This window comes from Neisseria basseii (assembly GCF_962707005.1).
Classification (GTDB): domain Bacteria; phylum Pseudomonadota; class Gammaproteobacteria; order Burkholderiales; family Neisseriaceae; genus Neisseria; species Neisseria bergeri.
In genome coordinates, this window is record NZ_CAUIXH010000002.1 from 76,398 (window position 1) to 97,434 (window position 21,037).

Below are 21,037 nucleotides of genomic sequence, written 5' to 3' on the forward strand. Positions count from 1 at the left end.
AGACGGCATGGTTGCTTAATGTTGGCTGTCGTCCGAACCGGTGATGCCCGCTTCGGCGGCGTGTTTCACCGCCATTTCGTGTTCGTGTGCAGTTTCTTTGAAGAATTTGCGCACCACCACATAGAAAAGCGGAACAAGGAACACGGATAAGAGTGTGCCGATGAGCATCCCCCAGAATACGGTCGTGCCGATGGCGCGCTGGCTGGCAGAACTCGCACCGCCAGCAATATACAGGGGAACCACGCCCAAAATAAAGGCGAACGAGGTCATGATAATCGGACGGAAACGCAGGCGGGCGGCTTCCAAAGCGGCTTCAACCGCGCTTTTCCCTTGCGCTTGAAGGTCTTTGGCAAATTCGATAATCAAAATCGCGTTTTTCGCACTCAAACCCATCACGGTAACGAAACCGACTTGAAAGTAGATGTCGTTGGCAAACGAGGGAACGCTGCCCAACAGCCCTTCAAACAGGTTGCGCCCGGTTATGCCCGCCGCCGCGCCCGCCAAGCCCAAAGGCATCACAAGCAGAACGGCCAGCGGGATAGACCAGCTTTCATAAAGTGCGGCAAGCACCAAGAAGACTGCAACGGCGGCAAGCGCGTAAAGGGCAATGGTTTGCGAACCGCCTTTTGCCTCTTCGCGCGACTGTCCGCCCCACTCCAGGCTGTAACCGCCGCCCAATTCGTCAACCATTTTTTGAACTGCCTCCATGGCCTGACCGGTGGAAACACCGGTTGCGGGCGAACCGGACAGTTCCATAGCGGGATAACCGTTGAAACGAACGCTCTGTTCCGTACCCATCTGCCACGAAACGGTGGCAATCGAAGAAAGCGGAACGGCAATGCCCGAGCTGTTCGGCACAGTCAGATTCAAGATGTCGGCAGGCTGCATACGTGCCGAAGCATCCGCCTGAACCATCACGCGCTGCAAACGGCCTTGGTTCGGGAAGTCGTTGACGTAAGACGAACCCAGCGCATTTGCCAGTGCGGTACGGATGCTGGCAAAAGAAATACCTTGTGCCGAAGCCGCCGAACGGTTAATGTCGATTTTCAACTGCGGCGCATCTTCCAAACCGCCGGCACGGACGGTGCTGGGGTTAAACAAACCGCTGGTACGCATTTTCTGAATCAACTCGTTGCGTTTGGCCAGCAATGCGGCATGACCGGTATTGTTGCGGTCTTGCAGGTTGATGCTCAAACCGGAACCGTTGCCCAACTCCATAATCGGAGGCGGAACGATGGCGATACCGAAACCGTCTTTAAGCGTCCCCATCATCATACCCGTCAGCTTGCCGGCAATCGCAACAGCGTCGCTGCCGGGGGCGGTACGTTCGTTCCAGTCTTTGAGCATGGCAAAACCCATCGCCATGTTCTGACCGCTGCCTGAAAAGCTGAAGCCGGAAACGGTGATGATGTTTTCAATTTCAGGAATGCTTTTTGCCAACTGCGTTACTTGCGCCAGCGTCGCATCGGTACGCTCTTTGGTTGCACCCGCAGGCAGTTGCACGCTGACCATAACGAAGCCTTGGTCTTCGGTCGGCAAGAACGAAGTCGGCAGGCGCATAAACAGGAATATGCCGACAACCGCCAAACCAACGTAAACAACCATCATGCGCAAAGTCTTGTGCAATACTTTGGCAACCCAGCCTTCGTAGCCGTGTGTCCAGTTGTCGAATTTTTTGTTAAACCAACCGAAGAAACCCTTTTTCTCTTCGTGATGCCCTTTCGGGATGGTCTTCAACATCGTGGCACACAAAGCAGGTGTGAGTGTCAGCGCGAGGAAGGCAGAGAATGCGATTGATGCCGCCATCGTCAGTGCAAACTGTTTATAGATATTGCCCGTCGCCCCGCTGAACATAGCCAGTGGAACGAATACAGACATCAAAACAGCAGTAATACCGATGACCGCACCGGAAATCTGACCCATTGCTTTTTTGGTTGCAGCCTTAGGCGGCAGGCCTTCACCCGCCATAATGCGCTCGACGTTTTCAACCACCACAATCGCGTCATCGACCACGATACCGATGACCAAAACCATCGCAAACATGGTCAGTACGTTTATCGACATGCCCATATAAGAGATGAAGGCGAAACCGCCCAACAGGGAAATCGGTACGACGATGGTCGGAATCAGCGTATAACGGATGTTTTGCAGGAAGAGATACATTACGACAAACACCAGCACCATCGCTTCGATTAAAGTGTGAATCACTTTTTCAATCGAAATTTCGACGAATTTGGAAGTATCGTAAGGGGTTTTCCAGCTCATACCCTGAGGAAAGTATTTTTCCAACGTCGCCATGCGTTCTTTAACCGCCTTTGCCGTCGCCATCGCATTACCGCTATTGGACAGCATCACCGCCATACCGGTGGTATTTACCCCGTTCAGACGGGTTGAGGAAGAATAGTCTTCCATACCCAATCCGACTTTCGCCACATCCTTCAGGTAAACATTAGAACCATCAGTATTGGCGCGGAGGATGACGTTGCCGAATTCTTCTGCCGTACTCAACTGCCCTTGCGCCGTTACGGTAGCCGTAACCGTCTGTCCGCGCACAGCGGGAAGCGAACCGATGGAACCTGCGGAAATTTGGATATTCTGTGCCGACAGCGCACTGCCGACATCAGCAAACGACAAATTGTAGTTTTGCAGTTTCTTAGGATCGACCCAAATCCGCATCGCGCGTTGCGCGCCGAACAGGCGCACCTGCCCCACGCCTTCGATACGCTGCAATTCGGGAACGATATTGCGCTGCGCGTAGTCGTTCATCTCTTCGGTTGACTGCACATCCGACGAAAGCATCACAATCATCAAAAAATTGGAACGCGCCTTGGATACGGTAACGCCGTACTGTTGAACGGTTGCCGGCAACATGCTCAATACTTCGGAAAGCTTGTTTTGTACCTCCACCTGAGCCAAATCTTCGTCGGTTTCAGGCGTAAAGGTCAGGCTCACGCTGCCGCTGCCGCTCGAATCGGCAGAAGTGGTCATATAGTCCAAACCTTCCACGCCGTTCATATTCCGCTCGATAACGGAAAGTACGCTGTCTTCCATCACTTGTGCGGATGCACCCGGATAAGTAGCCCTCAGGGTAATATTCGGTGCGGCAACAGACGGATATTGCGAAACCGGCAGGCTTCTAATGCCGAAAATACCCGCCGCAATAATGAAAATCGAAATAACCCACGCGAAAATGGGGCGGTCGATAAAAAATTTAGCCATCGATGCCTTCCTTATTTCGCTTCAGAAGCAGGTTTGGCTTCAGATGCCGTCTGAACGCTGGCTTGAGGGGCAGAGGCTTGGTTTTCAGACGGCATCCATTCTTTAGGCGTTACTTTTTTCGCACCCGTCATGCCTGCAATACTGATTCCTTCCACAACCACCTTGTCCCCGTCCTTCAGACCTGACGTAACAATCCAATTCGCACCCTGCTGTTGTGCAACCGTTACCTCGCGTGGTTCCATGCCGCCTTGGGCGTTCACAATCATCACGGTATCTTTCGTACCACGCGTTACCGCCTGCTGCGGAACGATGAATGCATTATCCACCGCCACTTGATCCATCAGCACGCGCACATACAGGCCGGACATCAGGATATTCTGATCGTTCGGTACGGCGGCGCGCAGGGTAATCTGACCGGTCGATTCGTTGACGGTCGGATCGGCAAACAGCAGGCGGCCTTTTTCAGGATAAACCGTGCCGTCATCAAATTTGATGCCGACCGCTACCGCACCGTCTGCCGCCAGCAGCTTGCCTTCGGCTATCTGCCGGCGCAGTTTCATCACTTCGGATGCAGACTGGGTAACGTTCACATACATCGGATTGGTTTGGCGGATGGTCGCCAGTACGGTCGCATCGCCAGCGTTCAGCAACGTACCTTCGGAAACTTTGGACTGACCGATAAAGCCGGAAATCGGCGCGGTAATGCGCGAACGGTTCAGGCTGATGCCGGCGGATTTGATTGCCGCCTGCGCCGCTTTAACGCCTGCCTCGGCAGAACGTTTCGCCGTTACCGCAGCATCGTACTCTTGTTTACTGATGGCATCGGCGGCGACCAAAGGCTTGTAACGCGCCAAATCCGCATCCGCTTTGGCAAGCGTTGCCTGTGCCGTTGCCAGTTGCGCGCGTGCGCTTTCCAGACCTGCTTCATAAGTGGAACTGTCGATCTGATACAGCGGCTGTCCGGCACGGACATAACTGCCTTCTTGGAACAGGCGTTTTTGGATGATGCCGCCAACTTGGGCGCGGACATCGGCAGTACGCAGCGATTCCAAACGCCCCGGCAACTCGACGGTCAATGCGACGGTTTGCGGATGGACGGTTACGACACCGACGACGGGCGCAGGGGCTTCCCGACCCGCAGGCTGCCCGCCCTGTGCCGCTTCATCTGCTTTGCCGCAAGATGACAGTGCCAACGCGACAGAGGCAGCCAACGCAGCCGCACGCATCGCCTTAGAAGCATAAAAAGCCATTATTTATCCTATCTGTATGATTTTATTAAAGGATTTTAGATTTAACAGAAATTCCCGTTTCAAAATACAAAACCGCCTGCTTCGGCATCCCTGTATTCAAACGGGTTGCAAAGCAGGTGGGTTCGGCACTTCGGCACGGGAAACTGTTTCAATTTCAGGGGCGTTATTATACATACACGATTGCACGGATACAAAGTCTTTTTTATAATCCCAACCGTCAAACCGCGCCGGAACGAAAACGCCATTATGAGAAAAACCAAAACCGAAGCCTTGAAAACCAAAGAACACCTGATGCTTGCTGCCTTGGAAACCTTTTACCGCAAAGGGATTGCGCGCACATCGCTCAACGAAATCGCCCAAGCCGCCGGCGTAACGCGCGGCGCGCTCTATTGGCATTTCAAAAATAAGGAAGACTTGTTCGACGCGCTGTTCCAACGTATCTGCGACGACATCGAAAACTGCATCGCGCAAGATGCCGCAAATGCCGAAGGAGAATCTTGGACGGTATTCCGCCACACGCTGCTGCACTTTTTCGAGCGGCTGCAAAGCAACGACATCCACTACAAATTCCACAACATCCTGTTTTTAAAATGCGAACACACGGAGCAAAACGCCGCCGTTATCGCCATTGCCCGCAAGCATCAGGCAATCTGGCGCGAGAAAATTACCGCCGTTTTGACCGAAGCGGTGGAAAATCAGGATTTGGCAGACGATTTGGACAAAGAAACGGCGGTTATCTTCATCAAATCGACCTTGGACGGGCTGATTTGGCGTTGGCTCTCTTCCGGCGAAAACTTCGATTTGGGCAAAACCGCCCCGCGCATCATCGGGATAATGATGGACAACTTGGAAAACCATCCCGACCTGCGCCGGAAATAGTCAAGCCTTGGTAACAATGCCGTCTGAAACAAACCCTTTCAGACGGCATCAAAATGACACAAAGCCTTCTTCTAAAAATACATATTCACTAAATTGCATTTTTAATTTCTTCTATCATTGCATGGACATTCTCTTGGTCAAAATGTCCGTTTTCTTCTGAATAAACTTCTAACAAATAGTGTTCGATGTGCACTTTGTCTGTCATTAACGATATATCTTTGGCAATGCTTTCATACGACTCAAAATCATCTTCATGCCATGGGTCATGTTTTGCCATAATTGTCTGGATTTTGTTTTTCATATAATTTACCTTTTAAATATTTAAACACGATAAAAAAAATGCCGTCTGAAAACAGCAAATAAGTTTTCAGACGGCATTTGCCTTCCCATCCCGTCAGGCTTCTCCGTCCTCTTCCTTTTTTTCCGCTGCGGCAAGCGTATCGGCGAGCAGGCGGGCGAGGTTTTCAAACAGGGGCTGTTCGAGCGGGTTTTGGCTTGCGTTGCCGAAAACGAGGGCGACTTCGGTATAGTCTTTCTGCCCTTTGCTGACTTTGTTGCCGTGGTAGGCGGTTTGGGCTTTTTTCAGGACGGCTTCCCAATCTTGTTTTTGGGCAAACGCTTCGGCGGCGGCAAGCGAGGTTTTGGCAAAAAACGGCAGCGGGCGGTTTTGCCCGATATTGAAAAACGCCATCCATTCCGACAACAGCCGCAATGCCCTGCCTTGCGCGATTTCCGCCAATACTTCGGTTTCTCCGGATTGGACGATAAAGGTTTGCCGCGTTTCGGCTTCAGACGGCATAACGGCGCAAAATATCAGGTGTTCCAGCAGAAAAGCGATACGTTGCGGCGCATTGGGTTTGCCGTAGGCGTAAAACACTTGTCCGCATTGGTATAAATTGCTCAAACTGCCTTTCAGGATTTGTCCGTCCGACGGTACGGCGTATGGGAACGGGGGCAGTTTTGGGCTGTTTAAAACCGCCGTGTCGATTTGTTTGGCGGCGGTTTGGAAGTCCTGCTGCCAAAGTCTGCCCAACTCTCCCGACGGCAGGAGGCTTTCCGCAACGATGCGGGCGGCGGTCTGGGTAAAATCCCGTCCTTCGCGCCGTGCTTCGATGTAGGTTTCGGCGATTTGACCGGCGTGTTGCGGCTCGAAGGGTTCGGCAGGCTCCCAGGCTTCGCCGATATGGGGTTCGCTCCACGCAAGCTGCTGTTGCAGCCATACTTTGACGGGGTTGCGCCAGAAGCGGATAAATTCGTCCTGTCCGATTTCGGCAACGGGTTCGCGGCTGTCGATGGGTGTGTCGAAAAAGGGTTGCGGCGGTTCGGGCGTTTGTCCGAGCGCGGCGGCGTAGTCGGTACGCGTGCCGAATATGCCGTCTGAACGTCCGCCTTCTTGGAAATATCGGCGCGAGAAGGCTTGCAGCGGATGCTGTTCTATCCAATTTTGTGCAAGTTGGCGACTGTTTGTGCCGGTCATGGCGGCAACTGTGTCAATGAGTTCGCCCAACAGCGAAGACGGAGCCAGTTCTTCGTCTTTGCGGATGTCGCGCCCGATGTAGGACAAATACAGGATTTCGCGCGCGCTGATGAGGGCTTCGAGGAAGAGGTAGCGGTCGTCGTCGCGGCGGGCGCGGTCGCCTTTGGCGGGATGTTTGGCAATCAGGTCGAATACGGCGGCTTTGGTATTACGGGGAAAATCTCCGTCGTTCAAACCCAACAGGCAGATGACTTTAAAGGGCAGGCTGCGCATCGGTACCATACTGCAAAAGGTGATGCCGCCGCGTAAAAAGCCTGCCTCGCTTTCGCTGTCGAGGAAGCGGCGGATGTGGCGGATGACGGTTTGTTGTGGCAACTGTCCGACGAACCCAGCCAGAGCACTCTCTTCCTGCCATTTGACCCATTCGTTTTCGAGATTTTGGACTGCCTTTTGGTCATCGGCTTCGGCTTGGAACAATGTTTTAAGCAAACCTCGGCAACGTCCTACCCATTCATCAACCGTCGCAGGTTGCCGCCATATCCGTACAATATCCGACAGGGACTCGATAAAGGCGGCAAAACGTCCGAACATGGCGGTTTGATTCACGTCGGCATACCACGCGCTGACATCCTGCCACATCGGATTGCCGCCTTCGGGCAGCATCCAGCCCAATATCATGCGTTCTACCGCCTGCTTCCAGGTGAACAGCTGATCCGTGCCGCCGCGCATTTCTCCGTCCAAACCCCAGTGAACGTTCAAATCGGCAACCATATCGTGCAAAAGCGGCAAATCGTCCTCGGTCAGTCCGAAACGGCGCAACACGGGTGCGGTTTCTAAAAGCACAAGCACTTTATCGACTTCAAATCGGCTTTCCAACAAGTCGAACAGGCATGACAAAGCATGAAACAGCGGTTGTCGGCGGCTGATTTTCACGTCTGACACGGAATACGGCAATGCCTGCGCACCGGGCTGCGCCTGTCCGAACACGGCTTCGATAAAAGGCGTATAGGATTCGATATTCGGGGTTAATACGGCGATGTCGTGCGGCTGCCAATCGGGATGTTCATGCAGAATTTTCAACAGCTTGTCTTTGAGTATCTGCAATTCGCGCAAAGGGCTGTGTGCCGAGACGATGCGTATCGAGCCGTCATCCGTACCGACGCTTCCCACATTTTCAGACGGCATTTTCAGGTTTTGAATATCGGTTTGCAGGGCGTGCAAAAGCGTATCGCGCCCGCCTTCTTCAAATACCGGCGTTTCTCCTTCTATTTCCATTTCGTTTAAAAAGTCGAAAAAGTCCCGCCCCTGCTTGCCCAATGAGGCAAGCAGCGGATGACCTGCCTGAGTCAGATCGGGATCGCCGCCGCCTTTGAGGATTTGCGCCGCTTCGATGACGTTGCCCCAATGCATCCCGCTCGGATTGAGTGCGAACACGAACACGTCGCAATGTTCGGACAGCTTGTGCAAAAGCTGAAGATACATCGGCGCCATAGTGGAAATGCCGAACACGAAATAGCGTTCGGGCAACTTGTCGCTGCTCAAAGAAGCCAACAGCTTTTCCCACAACGCGACACGGTGCGGCGCGCTCTGCCTGCCGTCGTCGAGGTAACGCCACAGTTTGGACTGCCAGATTTCGTCGTCGCCCAAACCGAGTATCCTGCCCTGCTGCCACGCGTCAATCCACTGCGGGCGATAGACGAGGTATTGGTCGAATATGTCCGCAAGCTGTCCCGCAAGCTGATAATCCGCCGATTCGCCGCTGCCCAGATAGTCTTGCAGCACACGCCTCACATCTTCAAATTCTGCCGTATTCCGGAATGCCTCGCTGCGGAACAAATCCAGCAGCCGCCAGCGCATGACTTCGGGGGCAAACGGGCTGAGTTCCAGAATACCGGGAATCAGTTTTTTCATCAACTTCCACGTCAGACCGGCAGGCAGGCTGAACGCCAAATTCGCCGCCACGCCCAAATCGCGGGCGAGGCAGGTATTGAGGTAGCGGCGCATCCCCTGACTCTGCACAATAATCTGTTCGGGCTGTAAAGCCGATTTCAGCGGTTTGACTTTTTGAATGTGGGCAAACAGTGCCGCCAGCGTTTCAAGACGGTTGGATTGATACAGATAAAACATGATTTCGACAAAAGTTGCGGAAAAGTATTCGAGATTATATAGCCTTTCCCCCGCCCGCCTTCAAACAAAATGCCGTCTGAACGCTTCAGACGGCATCGGGTCATTTAAACCATCTCCTCAAAACAGGAATCCGCGACAGCAGCAACGTATCCAACAGCCAAATCACGGCAATGGCAACCAATGCAGTCGGGAAAAGCAGTGCAATCAGCAGCAGCGGCACAGCCATCGCCCACCAGACGGGCAGCTTGATTTTCTGCGCCGGAGGAACAATGCCCACCGCTCCGGTCGGACGGCGTTTCCACCACATCACGCAACCGCTGATGCCGATAAAAATCACGGCAAGGCAGAACAAGACGTTTGCCAATACGCTCCACCAGCCCAGAGTACCCATATGCAGCGCAATGCTTGCCGCCATAAATTTGCCGAACGGGTTGTAATCGTCAAAGCGGATGTCGGCAAGGATTTTGCCGCTGTATTGGTCGATATGTACCGTGCGGTCGGCAAACGGGCTGATCATGTCGTAACTCATAGAGTCTTGCGACAAAGTCCATACGCCGTCCTCGCCTTTGGGCAAATTCAGCTGATAACGCCCTTTGAAACCGATTTCCCGCGCAAAACGGTCGACGGTTTCCAATGTCATCGGCTCGTCGGAGTTAATGCCGCCTTCACCCACTGTCGTCCCTGAAACGGGCATAGGCGTAAGTTCCAAAACCCACGGCACTTCCTTAACCTTGCCGTCATTCAATACCTCGCCGTGGGTCGGCACGACTGAAACAGGGTTCGGCTCGACACCCCATTTGCCGGCAGGGAACTGACTCCAAGCCTGTACGAACTTGCCTCCCCAAATACCTGCCCAAGCAATACCCGACAGGCAGAACAACAGTAAAATCAACGATACCCAAGTTCCAAACGCGCCGTGCAGATTCCGCCACCAAGAACGCGCCCTGCCTTTTGGCGGCAGCAGCATCGCCTTGATGCCGCGCCGTTTCACCCACCAAAGGTACAAACCGCTGATTATCATGATAATCGTCAGCGATGCAGCCGTTTCCAAAAGATAATCGCCTGCCGCACCGAGCATCATATCACTGTGGATTTCATCCATCGTGTGATACCAACCCTGATTGCGCGGCATGGTACTGACCACTTTTGCCGTATAAGGATCGACCGCAACCATGGTTGCCTTGCCCTCATTGTTGACACGGAACACGGCAACCATATCATCGGCACGCGGTGCAATATATTGGACGACGGACGAAGTCTCCGGATTAACGGCACTGCGTGCCGCTTCTGCCTGAACAGAGAGGGGCTGCACCACTGCCTGAGGGGTAATATGAATACGTTCGCCCTCCTTGCCGGTAATATTGGCAAACAACAGCATACCCAAACCTGTAACGGCAAGCAGGGTCAAGAAGGGCATAACCAACAAACCGGCATAAAAATGCCACCGCCAAACGGTCAGATAACGCCGGTTATTCTGCTGACCGGCTTCAGTTTTGATTTGTGTATCCATTAATCGTCCTTTTGAAATTAGAGTTATCGTGATGATGCGCGATTATAAACAATAAAGACTAGTTCTTTATGACTAAAATCAATATTTTTCGCAACATATGAAAAAAGATTCAATTTTGAAGAAACAAACCTATATGCCGTCTGAAAGCATCAAACAATGCTGTCCAACACCCAACTGCACCATTCTTTAAACCATACAAAAATATCAGTCGGTCTGACCGTTTAAGCATCAAAATCCCCACTTTCAGACGGCATAAATCAAAAACAGGATTTCCATTCAAAATAAAAAATCCGGATTCGATATGAATCCGGATTTCTGCATCCGACAAAGTCGGAAAACAACGGTTAGAATTTGCCGCCTGACTGGTTGACCATATAGTCAACTGCAGCTTTGACCTCATCATCGCTCAAATCGCCGCGACCGCCTTTTGCGGGCATCGTATTGAAACCTTCGATTGCGTGTTTGTGCAATGTGTCCTTACCTTTTTTGATGCGGTCGGCCCAATCGGCTTTGGTGCCGACGTGGGGAATACCCGGAATCGCATTGCCATGGCAGGCGGCACAAACGGTTTCATAAACCTGTTTGCCGTCCACTTTGGCAGCAGGTGCGGCTTTTTCCTCGGCTTTAGGTTCTGCTGCGGCAGGTTTGGCTTCAGAAGCGGCTTGTGCTGCTTCTGCAGGAGCAGATGCTGCGGGTTCTGCCGCCGGTGCAGGAGTCGGTGCAGGCTCGGCTTTTTTCACCGGAGCTTTACCGTCTTTATTGGAAAGACCCCATACATAAGCAGTCATAATATGCAGTTTGTCTTTATCCAAGAAATGTCCCCACGCAGGCATTTGGCTGCTGCGGCCGTTGGTAATGGTTTCAATAATGGATTTTTGCGTACCGCCCCACAACCACACGTCATCAGTCAGATTCGGACCCAAACCTTGGATACCTTGTCCCTTATCGCCGTGGCAAGTGAAACAGTTGGCAGGCGGACCGCTGAATAAGACTTGTCCGCGTGCAGCACGTTCCTCATCATACTGGCCTTTGGGTTTTGAAAGAGACATCACATAATGCGCAACGTCTTTTACGCCTTCCTCACCTAAAGCAGGACCCCATGCAGGCATGGTAGCAACACGGCCTTTTTCGATGGTCTCGTGGATTTTATCGGGATCGCCGCCCCACAGCCAATCGCTGTCGGTCAGATTCGGAAAACCTTTGGAACCTTTGGCATCAGAGCCGTGGCACTGGATACAGTAGGTATTGAACAGGTTTTGGGCGATTTGCTTGGCCTGTGGGTCTTTTGCCACTTTTTCAATCGGCATATCCGCAAACTTGGCATACAGTTTACCGTATTGCTCATCGGCTTTTTTGACCTCTTTTTCATATTGGTTGTGGCTGGTCCATTTCAGCAGGCCTTTGTAGTCGCCGACACCCGGATACATAACCAGATAACCGATACCGAACAGCCATGTCAAAACATACAGCCAAAACCACCAGCGCGGCAGCGGGTTGTCGTATTCGGCAATACCGTCCCACTCATGGCCTGTAGTTTGTACTTCTTCGCCTTTTTTCGGGCGTTTGACAACATTTTGAGACAGCAGCAGCCAAGCCAAAGCGATAAAGCTCAGTAAGACAATAACTGCAATATATATATTCCAGAAGTTACTGGTAAATTGGGATGTTGTGTTCATTGTTTTGCTCCGTTATCACAATATTAACGGTTTTCGCTTTTCTTATCTTGCGCATCTTGGTTTTCATCAAAAATGCTGTTTGCGGCATCATCGTAGTTTTTCTTATTCCGCCTGTTGAAGACGATATAGAGTACCAACAGGAAACAGATAAAGATCCATACCGTGAAAAGAGCGCGAATACCGTTAATATCCATGATGTTACCTTACGTTTTTCAAAGCCAGACCCAATCCTTGCAGATAGGCGACTACAGCATCCAGCTCGGATTTGTTTGCCAAAGCCTCAGGCGCTTTCGCAATTTCCTCATCACTGTAAGGAGTACCTACTTTACGCAAAGCCTTCATGTTGGCAACGGTTGCATCGACATCGACTTTATTGCGTGCAAGCCACGGAAATGCCGGCATATTGGACTCAGGCACGACATCACGGGGATTCAGCAGGTGGATACGGTGCCATTCGTCGGAATAGCGGCCGCCTACACGTGCCAAATCAGGACCAGTACGTTTGGAACCCCATTGGAACGGATGGTCGTAAACCGACTCTCCGGCAACAGAGTAATGACCGTAACGCTCGGTTTCCGCACGGAACGGACGAATCATTTGAGAGTGGCAGTTGTAACAGCCCTCACGGATGTAAATATCGCGTCCGGCAACCTGCAAGGCATTGTAAGGCTTCACGCCCGGAGCCGGCTGTGTTGCCGCCTTGGTAAAGGCCAAGGGCACAACTTCAATCAACAGACCGACACTGACTACAAGCAGCGTGAACACAATCAGAACACCGATTTTTTCTTCAGCCAATTGTTGTAATTTCATTTTGGTAGCCTATCTTTCTTAGTATTTTAGTGGTGCTGTGTTTGGGAAACCGCAGGGATTTCGGCATCGACTGCTTTACCACCGATGGCTGTGCGGTACACGTTGTACGCCATAATGCACATACCACTCAGATACAATAAACCACCTGCAAAACGAATCATGTAGTAAGGCATGGTGCGTTTTACGGATTCGACAAACGAGTAGGTCAGCGTACCGTCATCGTTCAAAGAACCCCACATCAAACCCTGCATCACACCGGCAATCCACATCGCGGCGATATACAGAACCACGCCGATGGTCGCAATCCAAAAATGCGCCTCTACCAGTTTGGTGCTGTGCATCTGTTCTTTGCCGAACAGACGGGGAATCATGTAATAGACGGAACCGATGGTTACGAAGCCTACCCAGCCCAACGCACCAGCATGAACGTGCGCGACAGTCCAGTCCGTATAGTGGCTCAATGCATTGACCGTTTTAATCGACATCATCGGACCTTCAAAGGTAGACATACCGTAGAAGGACAAGGATACAATCAGGAATTTAAGAATTGGGTCAGTACGCAGTTTGTCCCACGCGCCGGACAAGGTCATGATGCCGTTAATCATACCGCCCCAAGAGGGTGCAAACAGAATCAAAGACAGAACCATACCCAAAGATTGAGTCCAGTCAGGCAGCGCAGTGTAGTGAAGATGGTGCGGACCCGCCCACATATAGGTGAAGATCAGCGCCCAGAAGTGAACGACAGACAAGCGGTAGGAATAAACGGGGCGACCTGCTTGTTTGGGGACGAAGTAGTACATCATACCCAAGAAGCCGGCAGTCAGGAAGAAGCCTACGGCGTTATGCCCGTACCACCATTGAACCATGGCATCAATCGCACCGGAATAAACAGGATACGATTTCATCAAACCGGCCGGGATGCTGATGTTATTGACAATGTGCAAAAGTGCGACCGCCAAAATAAAGCCGCCGTAGAACCAGTTGGCAACGTAAATATGTTTCACCTTGCGTTTGGCAATCGTACCGAAGAATACAATAGCGTATGCAACCCAAACCAAAGTAATCAGAATGTCAATCGGCCATTCCAGTTCGGCATATTCCTTACCTTGGGTCCAACCCATAGGGAAGCTGACGGCGGCGGCAACGATTACCGCCTGCCAGCCCCAAAAGGTAAATGCCGGCAGCCAACCGCCAAACAGGCGGGTATTACAAGTACGTTGGACAACGTAGTATGATGTACCGATCAGACCGCAGCCTCCGAATGCGAAAATAACCGCATTGGTGTGCAGCGGACGCAGGCGACCGAAGTGGAACCAAGGTCCGATATTAGACAAATCAAGGGCGGGAGCAAACAGTTGGGCAGCTACGATAACGCCGACCAACATACCCACGATACCCCAAACTACAGTCATGATGGCGAACTGGCGCACCACTTTGTAGTTGTAAGTTTGTGTGTCCATGAGAGTCTCCATGAATTATGGGAATAAAAATTTTTTATCCTGCCCACTTTTGCGACCTCTTAAGGTACAACTTGGGCAAGCGTAATTTTTTCTAAATTTAACATATCTGCTTTCTTACGCCAAGCAGAATTACATTTGCAACATAAAGGAAAATTTTTCTTAAATTCATTCTTATTATATATAAATCATATTGTTATAATAAATTGCAACCAGTTTGACATTGCTTTGTTTTTCAAGCCTCCTTTTTTATAACACTTTATTGATGTAGATTAAGCTGCATTTTAAAGACATTTTATCAATAATATTTAACGATATATTTAATAGCCATGATTAATTATGAAATTACCCCCTCCCCTCTAGACCATGAATGGCACATCCTGCTGACATTCACACAAGATGATGATTTTCCAATAGAAATAAGCTTGCCAAACTGGGTACCGGGCAGCTATCTGATTCGGGATTTTTCCCGCCACATTACATCTATCGATGCATCCTGCAACGGTGTACCCGTCCGACTCGACCAAATTGCAAAAAACTGTTGGCGTGCCGCCTCCATACGCGGCGAGTGGCAAATCTGCTACACCGTATATGCATTCGATTTGTCGGTTCGAGGTTCTTTCCTGTCTACGGAACGAGGTTTTTTTGACGGATCGTGCCTGTTTTTGAAAGTCGAAGGAACGGAAACGCTGCCGCACCGCTTGGAATTGACGGGCATTCCACCCGAATGGCGTATTGCCACAACACTGCCGGAAACAGGGAGGTTTGTCTTTCAGACGGCATCTTATGCCGAATTGATTGACCGACCTGTCGAGATGGGCTTGATTGAATTTTTAGATTTTGAGGCGGCAGGCATTCCGCACACGATTGCCTTAAGCGGCATATATCCCGATTTCGACCGCAACAAGCTGGTTTCGGACATCAAAGAAATCTGCGAAACAGAACTGGCGATGTTTTCCTCCCCTGCCCCATTTGAGAAATATTTGTTCCTGCTCCACGTCGGCGACCATATTTACGGCGGTTTGGAACACGCCGACAGCACCGCCCTGCTCGCCGACCGCCACAGCCTTCCGCCGTACGGTATGACCGATGCCGACGATGCCTACACCACATTGCTCGGACTTTTCTCCCATGAATATTTTCATGCATGGAACGTCAAATCCATCAAACCTGCCGCGTTCGTCCCTTATGACCTCGACAAAGAAAACTATACCGAACAACTATGGGCATTCGAAGGCATTACATCCTATTACGACGATTTGTTTTTGGCACGCAGCCGCACCATCTCGCCCGAATCTTATTTAAACCTGCTGGCACAAGGCATTACGCGCGTACAACAAACCTGCGGCCGTTTGAGGCAGACCTTGGCGGAATCGAGTTTTACCGCGTGGAACAAATTTTACAAACCGGATGAAAACAGTCCGAACGCCATCGTCAGCTACTACCAAAAAGGCGCGCTTGCCGCATTGTGCCTTGATTTGCTGATACGGAACAAAAGCGGCGGCAGACATTCTCTCGATACGGTAATGGACAAACTCTATCGGGAGTGGGCGGATACGCGCGCGGGCATTCCGGAAAAACACTGGCAAATCCGCTGTCAGGAAATTACCGGCTTGGATTTGGAAGATTTTTTCCAAAAAGCGTTATACAGCACCGAAGATTTGCCGCTTGCCGAATGCCTGGCAACCGCAGGCGTGGGACTGACCTTCCTGCCTCTTCCCCGACAACACGGCGGCGGATATGCGGAACACATCTGCCCCGTCCCGCCGGCAGGCGATTTCGGCGCACGTTTCAAACAAAACGCCGACCACATCGTCCTGACCCATGTCTTCAACGGCAGCAGCGCGGAATCTGCGGCACTGTGCCCGCAAGACAAAATCATTGCTTTAGACGGTTATGCCTGCACCGACTTTGCCGCACAATGGGCCCGATACCACGTCAATGCAAAAATCAATATCCACTTCTTCCGTGCAGGCATATTGCGTCAAACCGTCTTGACGGTTCAGGCAGCGGCGGCGGATACTGCCATCCTACATATCACAGACCGGAACCTGTTGGAAAACTGGTTGTTCGGTTAAACTTTCAGACGGCATTGCACACAAAATGCCGTCTGAAAAACAACCGCAAGGCAAAGCAAAGGAAACAAAATGGCCATTCTGAAACTTGACGAACACCTCTATATTTCTCCGCAACTGACCAAAGCCGATGCGGAACAAATTGCGCAACTGGGCATCAAAACCGTCATCTGCAACCGCCCCGACCGCGAAGAAGAATCGCAGCCCGACTTCTCCCAAATCAAACAGTGGTTGGAACAAGCAGGCGTTACCGGATTCCATCACCAACCCGTTACCGCACGCGACATCCAAAAACACGATGTCGAAACCTTCCGCCAACTCATCGGACAAGCCGAATCTCCCGTCCTTGCCTATTGCCGGACCGGTACGCGCTGCTCGTTGCTGTGGGGCTTCCGCCGGGCGGCAGAAGGTATGCCGGCTGACGAAATCATCCGCCGCGCCCAAGCGGCAGGCGTAAATTTGGAAAACTTCCGCAGCCGTTTGGAAGAAGCAGCCGCCAAACCATAAAACCGGCCGATACAAAAATGCCGTCTGAACAGATTTCAGACGGCATTCGTTCAAACGTCAAACTTTATTGCGCCTTGGTTTCGGTTACAAAACCGATTTTGGTAATCCCTGCCTGACGGGCAGCCTCCAACGCTTTGTTCACATAATCGTATTCCACCGCCTTGTCTGCCGCAATGGCCACAATCACGTTTTCATTCTGCTCCTTGGCGGCTTTCAGACGGCTTTCCACTTCCCCGATTTCCACTTTGCTTGCAGAATCCCCGCCGACATAATAGCCGCCGTTCGCATCAATCGTCAGGCGCAGGGGGTCTTTAGGCTGTTTGTCCTGCTTGTTTGCCTGCTCGGACGCGGTCGGCAGTTCCAAAGGAATGGAATGCGTCAGCACCGGCATAGTAATCATAAACACAATCAGCAACACCAGCATCACATCCACCAACGGCGTAACGTTGATGTCGGACATCGGCGAGTCATCGCCGGAATTCATCGAACCGAATGCCATTTCATTAATCCTTTTGGTTCAACAGGCGGACATGCAAATCATGCGCCATCGCATCCAAATCCTGAGTCAGCGTCTTCGCACCGCGGTTGAGGAAGTTGTACGCCAACACGGCAGGAATCGCCACAAACAGACCCGCCGCAGTAGAAACCAATGCCTCGCCGATCGGACCGGCAACCGCCGCAATACTCATCTGTCCGCTTTGTCCGATATTGATCAGAGCATGGTAAATCCCCCAGACCGTACCAAACAGACCGATAAACGGTGCGGTTGCACCGATGGAAGCAAGCGCGGTCATGCCATAATCAAAGCGACGCATAATCTGAGCCATACTGTTGCGGATTTGAATGACCAAATACTCATTCAACGGCAGCGCCTGAGCCAATTTGGAAGCTTCATTTTGACGGTAGTTGCGGTACGACTGCAATGCCTCTTGCACCAGTTTGGACAGGGGAGCGTCAACGGCACGCACTTTTTCAAGCGCATCGTTCAAAGACAAAGTATTGCTCATATACTGCTTAACAACCGTATTGCCTTTGCGAGCCTGATACAGCTTAATGCTGCGTAAGACAATCAGACACCATGTTACGATACTCATCAGCAGCATCAACACAAACACACCGATCAGGACGGGATCGCCCGATTCAAACACTAATTTCAAATCCATAATGATTCCAAAACTGATAAAAACAAATCAAAAATCCAAGCTGCCGCAAACTGCCGCGACAACAGCCTAATTCAATTCAAATTTAACGGGGACTTTAAACTCCGTCCAAGCATCCGCATGAAAATGCCCGTTTTGCGCCGCCTTGCGTGCTGCATTGTCCAAACGGGAAAAACCGCTGCTTTTCACCACTTTGACGGACTCGACATGACCGCCCGGAGATACCATCACACTCAGGACAACCGTACCCTGTTCATCGTTTTCCATAGAAAGCGTAGGATAAGGCGGTCTCGGAATACTGCCGTTGGCACGCAGGGGATTACCTTTGCTGCTGCCGGCCCCTGTTCCGCCGCCGCTGCCGCCGGTTCCTTCCCCATGCTCACCTTTGGCTCCGCCGCTGCCTTTACCGCTGCCTTCTCCGCGCCCCGTTCCGTCACCTTTGGTACCGGTTCCCTTACCTTCTCCCCCGCCGTGCTCGCTGCCGGCTTTGGCGGAAGTATTGCCGGGATATTCGGCAGGTTTTTCAGACGGCTTCTCTACCGTTTTCTCAACCGGTTTGGGAGTCGGCTTCACTTCCGGCTTAGGCTCTGGTTTCGGTTTTTCTTCGGGTTTCGGCTTTTCCTTGGGCTGCTGAATATCTGCATCCGCCTTTTTTGTAACCACCGGCTTCAAAACCGGTTTGGGCGGCTCGACAGGTTTGGGCTGCTCAGGCTCGGGTTGCGGTTCGGGCGCGGCAGGCGCGCCTGCGCCTTCGGGTGCGCCGTCCCCTCCGCCAAAGTCGCCCAAATCGACAAATTCAATAACATTGCCTGACTCTATCACGGGCAGCTTGTGCGCCTGCCAAAGCAATGCCACCATTGCCAAATGCAGCAGTGCGACGGAAAACACGACTGCGGGGGTTAAAATTCGTTCTTTATCCATAATTCGGGCATAATAATAGCAACAATTCCTATTTGCAACCTATTTTTATCATTCGCCTTTATATGAATACTGTAGTTTTGGTTTTGCTCTTTGCCGGCGGATTTAAAGCCGAAACCGGCTTCGACGGGCAGCAGGGTAGCACCAAAAATTATCTGCGTTAAAGTTCATTTTCATAGTAAGGTGTTAAAAAAATATTCTCCTCTTCCCAAGGAGAAGATACGCCATTTTGATTCATAAATATTTCATAATTATAAAAATCTTTATCATAATCTCCATATGTAATTTTCATTCCTTTTAACCACATGGCATCACATTCGTCACATAGAATAATTTCTTTCAAAATGTATTTTGATTTAAAAATATACAATATTCCTTGGTTGCAGCGCGGACATATTTTTGGATTCATAATGTATCTCTAATCTATTTTATTACAGGTTTTATATTCACAAAATCCATATTGAAACAATATATTATGATAAATTCTCAGATGCCTGCGGACAAATGGGGCGGCTCTGCCTGTTTTCCCGTTCCAACAAAATCGGGTTAAATGATATATTGCCGCCTTTATCCGGCAGCCGGTTGCGGCTGCGTACCAACCTTTATAAAGGAAAATTATGTTTCGGAACTTTGACTTGGGCGTGTTCCTGCTTGCCGTCCTGCCCGTACTGCTCGCCATTACCGTCAGGGAGGTGGTGCGCGGCTATACGGCGCGCTACTGGGGAGACAACACTGCCGAACAATACGGCAGGCTGACACTGAACCCCCTGCCCCATATCGATCCGGTCGGCACAATCATCGTGCCGCTGCTTACTTTGATGTTCACACCGTTTCTATTTGGTTGGGCGCGTCCGATTCCCATCGATTCGCGCAACTTCCGCAATCCGCGCCTTGCCTGGCGTTGCGTTGCCGCGTCCGGCCTGCTGTCGAATCTGGCGATGGAGGTTCTGTGGGGCGTGGTTTTGGTGCTGACTCCGTATGTCGGCGGGGCGTATCAGATGCCGCTGGCTCAAATGGCAAACTACGGTATTCTGATCAATGCGATTCTGTTCGCGCTCAATATCATCCCCATCCTGCCTTCGGACGGCGGCATTTTTATCGATACCTTCCTGCCGGCGAAATATTCGCAAGCGTTCCGCAAAATCGAACCCTATGGGACGTGGATTATCCTGCTGCTGATGCTGACGGGCGTATTGGGTGCGTTTATTGCACAGATTGTGCGGCTGGTGATTGCGTTTGTGCAGATGTTCGTCTGACTGGTTTTCAGACGGCATAAACGTTCCAAAAAACGCGGCAGGACATATTTCCCTGCCGCGTTTTCCTGTTTTACAATGCCCTGTCAAAATAAAGCGGCACGCCTGATTTTTCACTCATCGTCATCAGATAACCCATCACCTTTTGAGGCCATTCGATACCGCGCACCACGGTCAGATTCCTCAAAACGGGGAAAACCAAAATATCCTCCATGCCGATTCCGCCGTTGATGCCGTCTGAAGTACCGTCCATCAGATTCTCCAACTCTTGCAAATCTGCGTTTATCCGTTCGAGGTATTGGGCGGTTTTATTCAAATTGGCGAAAAAGCTGCCGATGCTTTTCTCTTTTTTGTCTGTGAAATATTTCACCGCTTCCGGCGTTGCAAATTCGGGCAGCCCGATTTTGATTACGCGCGGCTGCACCAGTTTATTGTTGTAACTGCCGACTTTGTCCAGCCATGCCTGTATCTCGGGGCAGACTTCGTCTTTCAGACGGCCTTCGCAGTCAAAATGCCGCACAATGTCCAAACTCTCGCCCATAAACGAACCGTTCTCTCTTTCCAGGATGGGCACTTGTTTCGCACCGATCATACCGATCGGCGTTGCCTCGTCGTCGTTTGCCAGCACGACTTCTTCAACGTCCGCGCCAAACAGCCCGGCAGCCATCCGCGCACGCACGCAAAACGGGCAATGGTCGTAAATATACAGTTTCATCAAA

General features: G+C 51.3%; 18 protein-coding genes. 4 read left to right on the top strand and 14 right to left on the bottom strand.

Annotated features, from left to right (window positions below):
- Positions 1-15 precede the first annotated feature (15 nt).
- Both mtrD and mtrC read right to left on the bottom strand, forming a co-directional pair.
- The gene (mtrD, locus tag Q9I99_RS01540) at positions 16-3,219 is read right to left on the bottom strand and encodes a multidrug efflux RND transporter permease subunit MtrD (protein WP_301667358.1); all 3,204 of its coding nucleotides are present in this window, start codon (positions 3,217-3,219) and stop codon (positions 16-18) included.
- A gap of 11 nt (positions 3,220-3,230) precedes the next feature.
- A complete protein-coding gene (gene mtrC, locus Q9I99_RS01545) occupies positions 3,231-4,469 on the bottom strand; it encodes a multidrug efflux RND transporter periplasmic adaptor subunit MtrC (protein WP_301667359.1) in 1,239 nt (412 codons plus the stop codon).
- 246 nt (positions 4,470-4,715) lie between these two features.
- Between mtrC and mtrR the strand changes: the two genes are divergently transcribed.
- Entirely contained in the window at positions 4,716-5,348 is a 633-nt protein-coding gene (gene mtrR / locus Q9I99_RS01550; RefSeq protein WP_118792792.1) for a multidrug efflux system transcriptional repressor MtrR, read from the top strand.
- Between the two features lie 88 nt (positions 5,349-5,436).
- Here mtrR and Q9I99_RS01555 read toward each other — a convergent pair whose 3' ends face one another.
- From Q9I99_RS01555 to ccoN, 7 genes are all read right to left on the bottom strand, one after another.
- Positions 5,437-5,649 (bottom strand): hypothetical protein, encoded by a 213-nt coding sequence (locus tag Q9I99_RS01555; protein ID WP_118792793.1) that lies wholly within the window; start codon positions 5,647-5,649, stop codon positions 5,437-5,439.
- Between the two features lie 93 nt (positions 5,650-5,742).
- The gene (gene recC, locus Q9I99_RS01560; protein ID WP_301667361.1) at positions 5,743-8,952 is read right to left on the bottom strand and encodes an exodeoxyribonuclease V subunit gamma; all 3,210 of its coding nucleotides are present in this window, start codon (positions 8,950-8,952) and stop codon (positions 5,743-5,745) included.
- A 100-nt stretch (positions 8,953-9,052) separates the two neighbouring features.
- The gene (locus Q9I99_RS01565) at positions 9,053-10,462 is read right to left on the bottom strand and encodes a PepSY-associated TM helix domain-containing protein (protein ID WP_301667362.1); all 1,410 of its coding nucleotides are present in this window, start codon (positions 10,460-10,462) and stop codon (positions 9,053-9,055) included.
- 344 nt (positions 10,463-10,806) lie between these two features.
- Positions 10,807-12,138 carry a cytochrome-c oxidase, cbb3-type subunit III gene (gene ccoP / locus Q9I99_RS01570; RefSeq protein ID WP_301667363.1) on the bottom strand — a complete coding sequence of 444 codons (1,332 nt, stop codon included), beginning with the start codon at positions 12,136-12,138 and terminating at the stop codon, positions 10,807-10,809.
- A gap of 23 nt (positions 12,139-12,161) precedes the next feature.
- Entirely contained in the window at positions 12,162-12,332 is a 171-nt protein-coding gene (locus Q9I99_RS01575) for a CcoQ/FixQ family Cbb3-type cytochrome c oxidase assembly chaperone (protein ID WP_003752303.1), read from the bottom strand.
- Between the two features lie 4 nt (positions 12,333-12,336).
- Positions 12,337-12,948, bottom strand: coding sequence for a cytochrome-c oxidase, cbb3-type subunit II (ccoO, locus tag Q9I99_RS01580; RefSeq protein WP_002212596.1), 612 nt, complete (start codon positions 12,946-12,948; stop codon positions 12,337-12,339).
- A gap of 26 nt (positions 12,949-12,974) precedes the next feature.
- A complete protein-coding gene (gene ccoN / locus Q9I99_RS01585) occupies positions 12,975-14,408 on the bottom strand; it encodes a cytochrome-c oxidase, cbb3-type subunit I (protein WP_192883297.1) in 1,434 nt (477 codons plus the stop codon).
- Between the two features lie 326 nt (positions 14,409-14,734).
- On the opposite strand from ccoN, the gene Q9I99_RS01590 reads away from it, so the two are divergent.
- Both Q9I99_RS01590 and Q9I99_RS01595 read left to right on the top strand, forming a co-directional pair.
- Complete coding sequence (locus tag Q9I99_RS01590; RefSeq protein ID WP_301667374.1) at positions 14,735-16,483, top strand: M61 family metallopeptidase; 1,749 nt, start codon at positions 14,735-14,737, stop codon at positions 16,481-16,483.
- A gap of 69 nt (positions 16,484-16,552) precedes the next feature.
- On the top strand, positions 16,553-16,987 hold the full coding sequence (locus tag Q9I99_RS01595) for a TIGR01244 family sulfur transferase (RefSeq protein WP_301667376.1): 435 nt from the start codon (positions 16,553-16,555) through the stop codon (positions 16,985-16,987).
- A gap of 64 nt (positions 16,988-17,051) precedes the next feature.
- Here the strand turns inward: Q9I99_RS01595 and Q9I99_RS01600 are convergent, their stop codons facing one another.
- The 4 genes from Q9I99_RS01600 to Q9I99_RS01615 form a co-directional block, all read right to left on the bottom strand.
- The gene (locus tag Q9I99_RS01600; RefSeq protein WP_003706998.1) at positions 17,052-17,486 is read right to left on the bottom strand and encodes an ExbD/TolR family protein; all 435 of its coding nucleotides are present in this window, start codon (positions 17,484-17,486) and stop codon (positions 17,052-17,054) included.
- Between the two features lie 4 nt (positions 17,487-17,490).
- On the bottom strand, positions 17,491-18,150 hold the full coding sequence (locus tag Q9I99_RS01605; protein ID WP_196428857.1) for a MotA/TolQ/ExbB proton channel family protein: 660 nt from the start codon (positions 18,148-18,150) through the stop codon (positions 17,491-17,493).
- A gap of 66 nt (positions 18,151-18,216) precedes the next feature.
- Positions 18,217-19,068: an energy transducer TonB gene (locus tag Q9I99_RS01610; RefSeq protein WP_196428856.1), complete on the bottom strand. Its 852-nt coding sequence runs from the start codon at positions 19,066-19,068 to the stop codon at positions 18,217-18,219.
- A gap of 157 nt (positions 19,069-19,225) precedes the next feature.
- The gene (locus Q9I99_RS01615) at positions 19,226-19,474 is read right to left on the bottom strand and encodes a hypothetical protein (RefSeq protein WP_003680115.1); all 249 of its coding nucleotides are present in this window, start codon (positions 19,472-19,474) and stop codon (positions 19,226-19,228) included.
- A gap of 208 nt (positions 19,475-19,682) precedes the next feature.
- On the opposite strand from Q9I99_RS01615, the gene Q9I99_RS01620 reads away from it, so the two are divergent.
- Positions 19,683-20,321 carry a site-2 protease family protein gene (locus Q9I99_RS01620; RefSeq protein WP_196428855.1) on the top strand — a complete coding sequence of 213 codons (639 nt, stop codon included), beginning with the start codon at positions 19,683-19,685 and terminating at the stop codon, positions 20,319-20,321.
- Between the two features lie 70 nt (positions 20,322-20,391).
- On the opposite strand, the gene Q9I99_RS01625 is transcribed toward Q9I99_RS01620, so the two are convergent.
- Complete coding sequence (locus tag Q9I99_RS01625) at positions 20,392-21,033, bottom strand: GrxB family glutaredoxin (RefSeq protein ID WP_301667377.1); 642 nt, start codon at positions 21,031-21,033, stop codon at positions 20,392-20,394.
- Between the last annotated feature and the right edge of the window lie 4 nt (positions 21,034-21,037).

Coding starts and splice junctions, on each gene's coding strand:
- mtrD (WP_301667358.1), bottom strand. CDS start 3,219: ATGGCTAAATTTTTTATCGACCGCCCCATTTTCGCGTGGGTTATTTCG.
- mtrC (WP_301667359.1), bottom strand. CDS start 4,469: ATGGCTTTTTATGCTTCTAAGGCGATGCGTGCGGCTGCGTTGGCTGCC.
- mtrR (WP_118792792.1), top strand. CDS start 4,716: ATGAGAAAAACCAAAACCGAAGCCTTGAAAACCAAAGAACACCTGATG.
- Q9I99_RS01555 (WP_118792793.1), bottom strand. CDS start 5,649: ATGAAAAACAAAATCCAGACAATTATGGCAAAACATGACCCATGGCAT.
- recC (WP_301667361.1), bottom strand. CDS start 8,952: ATGTTTTATCTGTATCAATCCAACCGTCTTGAAACGCTGGCGGCACTG.
- Q9I99_RS01565 (WP_301667362.1), bottom strand. CDS start 10,462: ATGGATACACAAATCAAAACTGAAGCCGGTCAGCAGAATAACCGGCGT.
- ccoP (WP_301667363.1), bottom strand. CDS start 12,138: ATGAACACAACATCCCAATTTACCAGTAACTTCTGGAATATATATATT.
- Q9I99_RS01575 (WP_003752303.1), bottom strand. CDS start 12,332: ATGGATATTAACGGTATTCGCGCTCTTTTCACGGTATGGATCTTTATC.
- ccoO (WP_002212596.1), bottom strand. CDS start 12,948: ATGAAATTACAACAATTGGCTGAAGAAAAAATCGGTGTTCTGATTGTG.
- ccoN (WP_192883297.1), bottom strand. CDS start 14,408: ATGGACACACAAACTTACAACTACAAAGTGGTGCGCCAGTTCGCCATC.
- Q9I99_RS01590 (WP_301667374.1), top strand. CDS start 14,735: ATGATTAATTATGAAATTACCCCCTCCCCTCTAGACCATGAATGGCAC.
- Q9I99_RS01595 (WP_301667376.1), top strand. CDS start 16,553: ATGGCCATTCTGAAACTTGACGAACACCTCTATATTTCTCCGCAACTG.
- Q9I99_RS01600 (WP_003706998.1), bottom strand. CDS start 17,486: ATGGCATTCGGTTCGATGAATTCCGGCGATGACTCGCCGATGTCCGAC.
- Q9I99_RS01605 (WP_196428857.1), bottom strand. CDS start 18,150: ATGGATTTGAAATTAGTGTTTGAATCGGGCGATCCCGTCCTGATCGGT.
- Q9I99_RS01610 (WP_196428856.1), bottom strand. CDS start 19,068: ATGGATAAAGAACGAATTTTAACCCCCGCAGTCGTGTTTTCCGTCGCA.
- Q9I99_RS01615 (WP_003680115.1), bottom strand. CDS start 19,474: ATGAATCCAAAAATATGTCCGCGCTGCAACCAAGGAATATTGTATATT.
- Q9I99_RS01620 (WP_196428855.1), top strand. CDS start 19,683: ATGTTTCGGAACTTTGACTTGGGCGTGTTCCTGCTTGCCGTCCTGCCC.
- Q9I99_RS01625 (WP_301667377.1), bottom strand. CDS start 21,033: ATGAAACTGTATATTTACGACCATTGCCCGTTTTGCGTGCGTGCGCGG.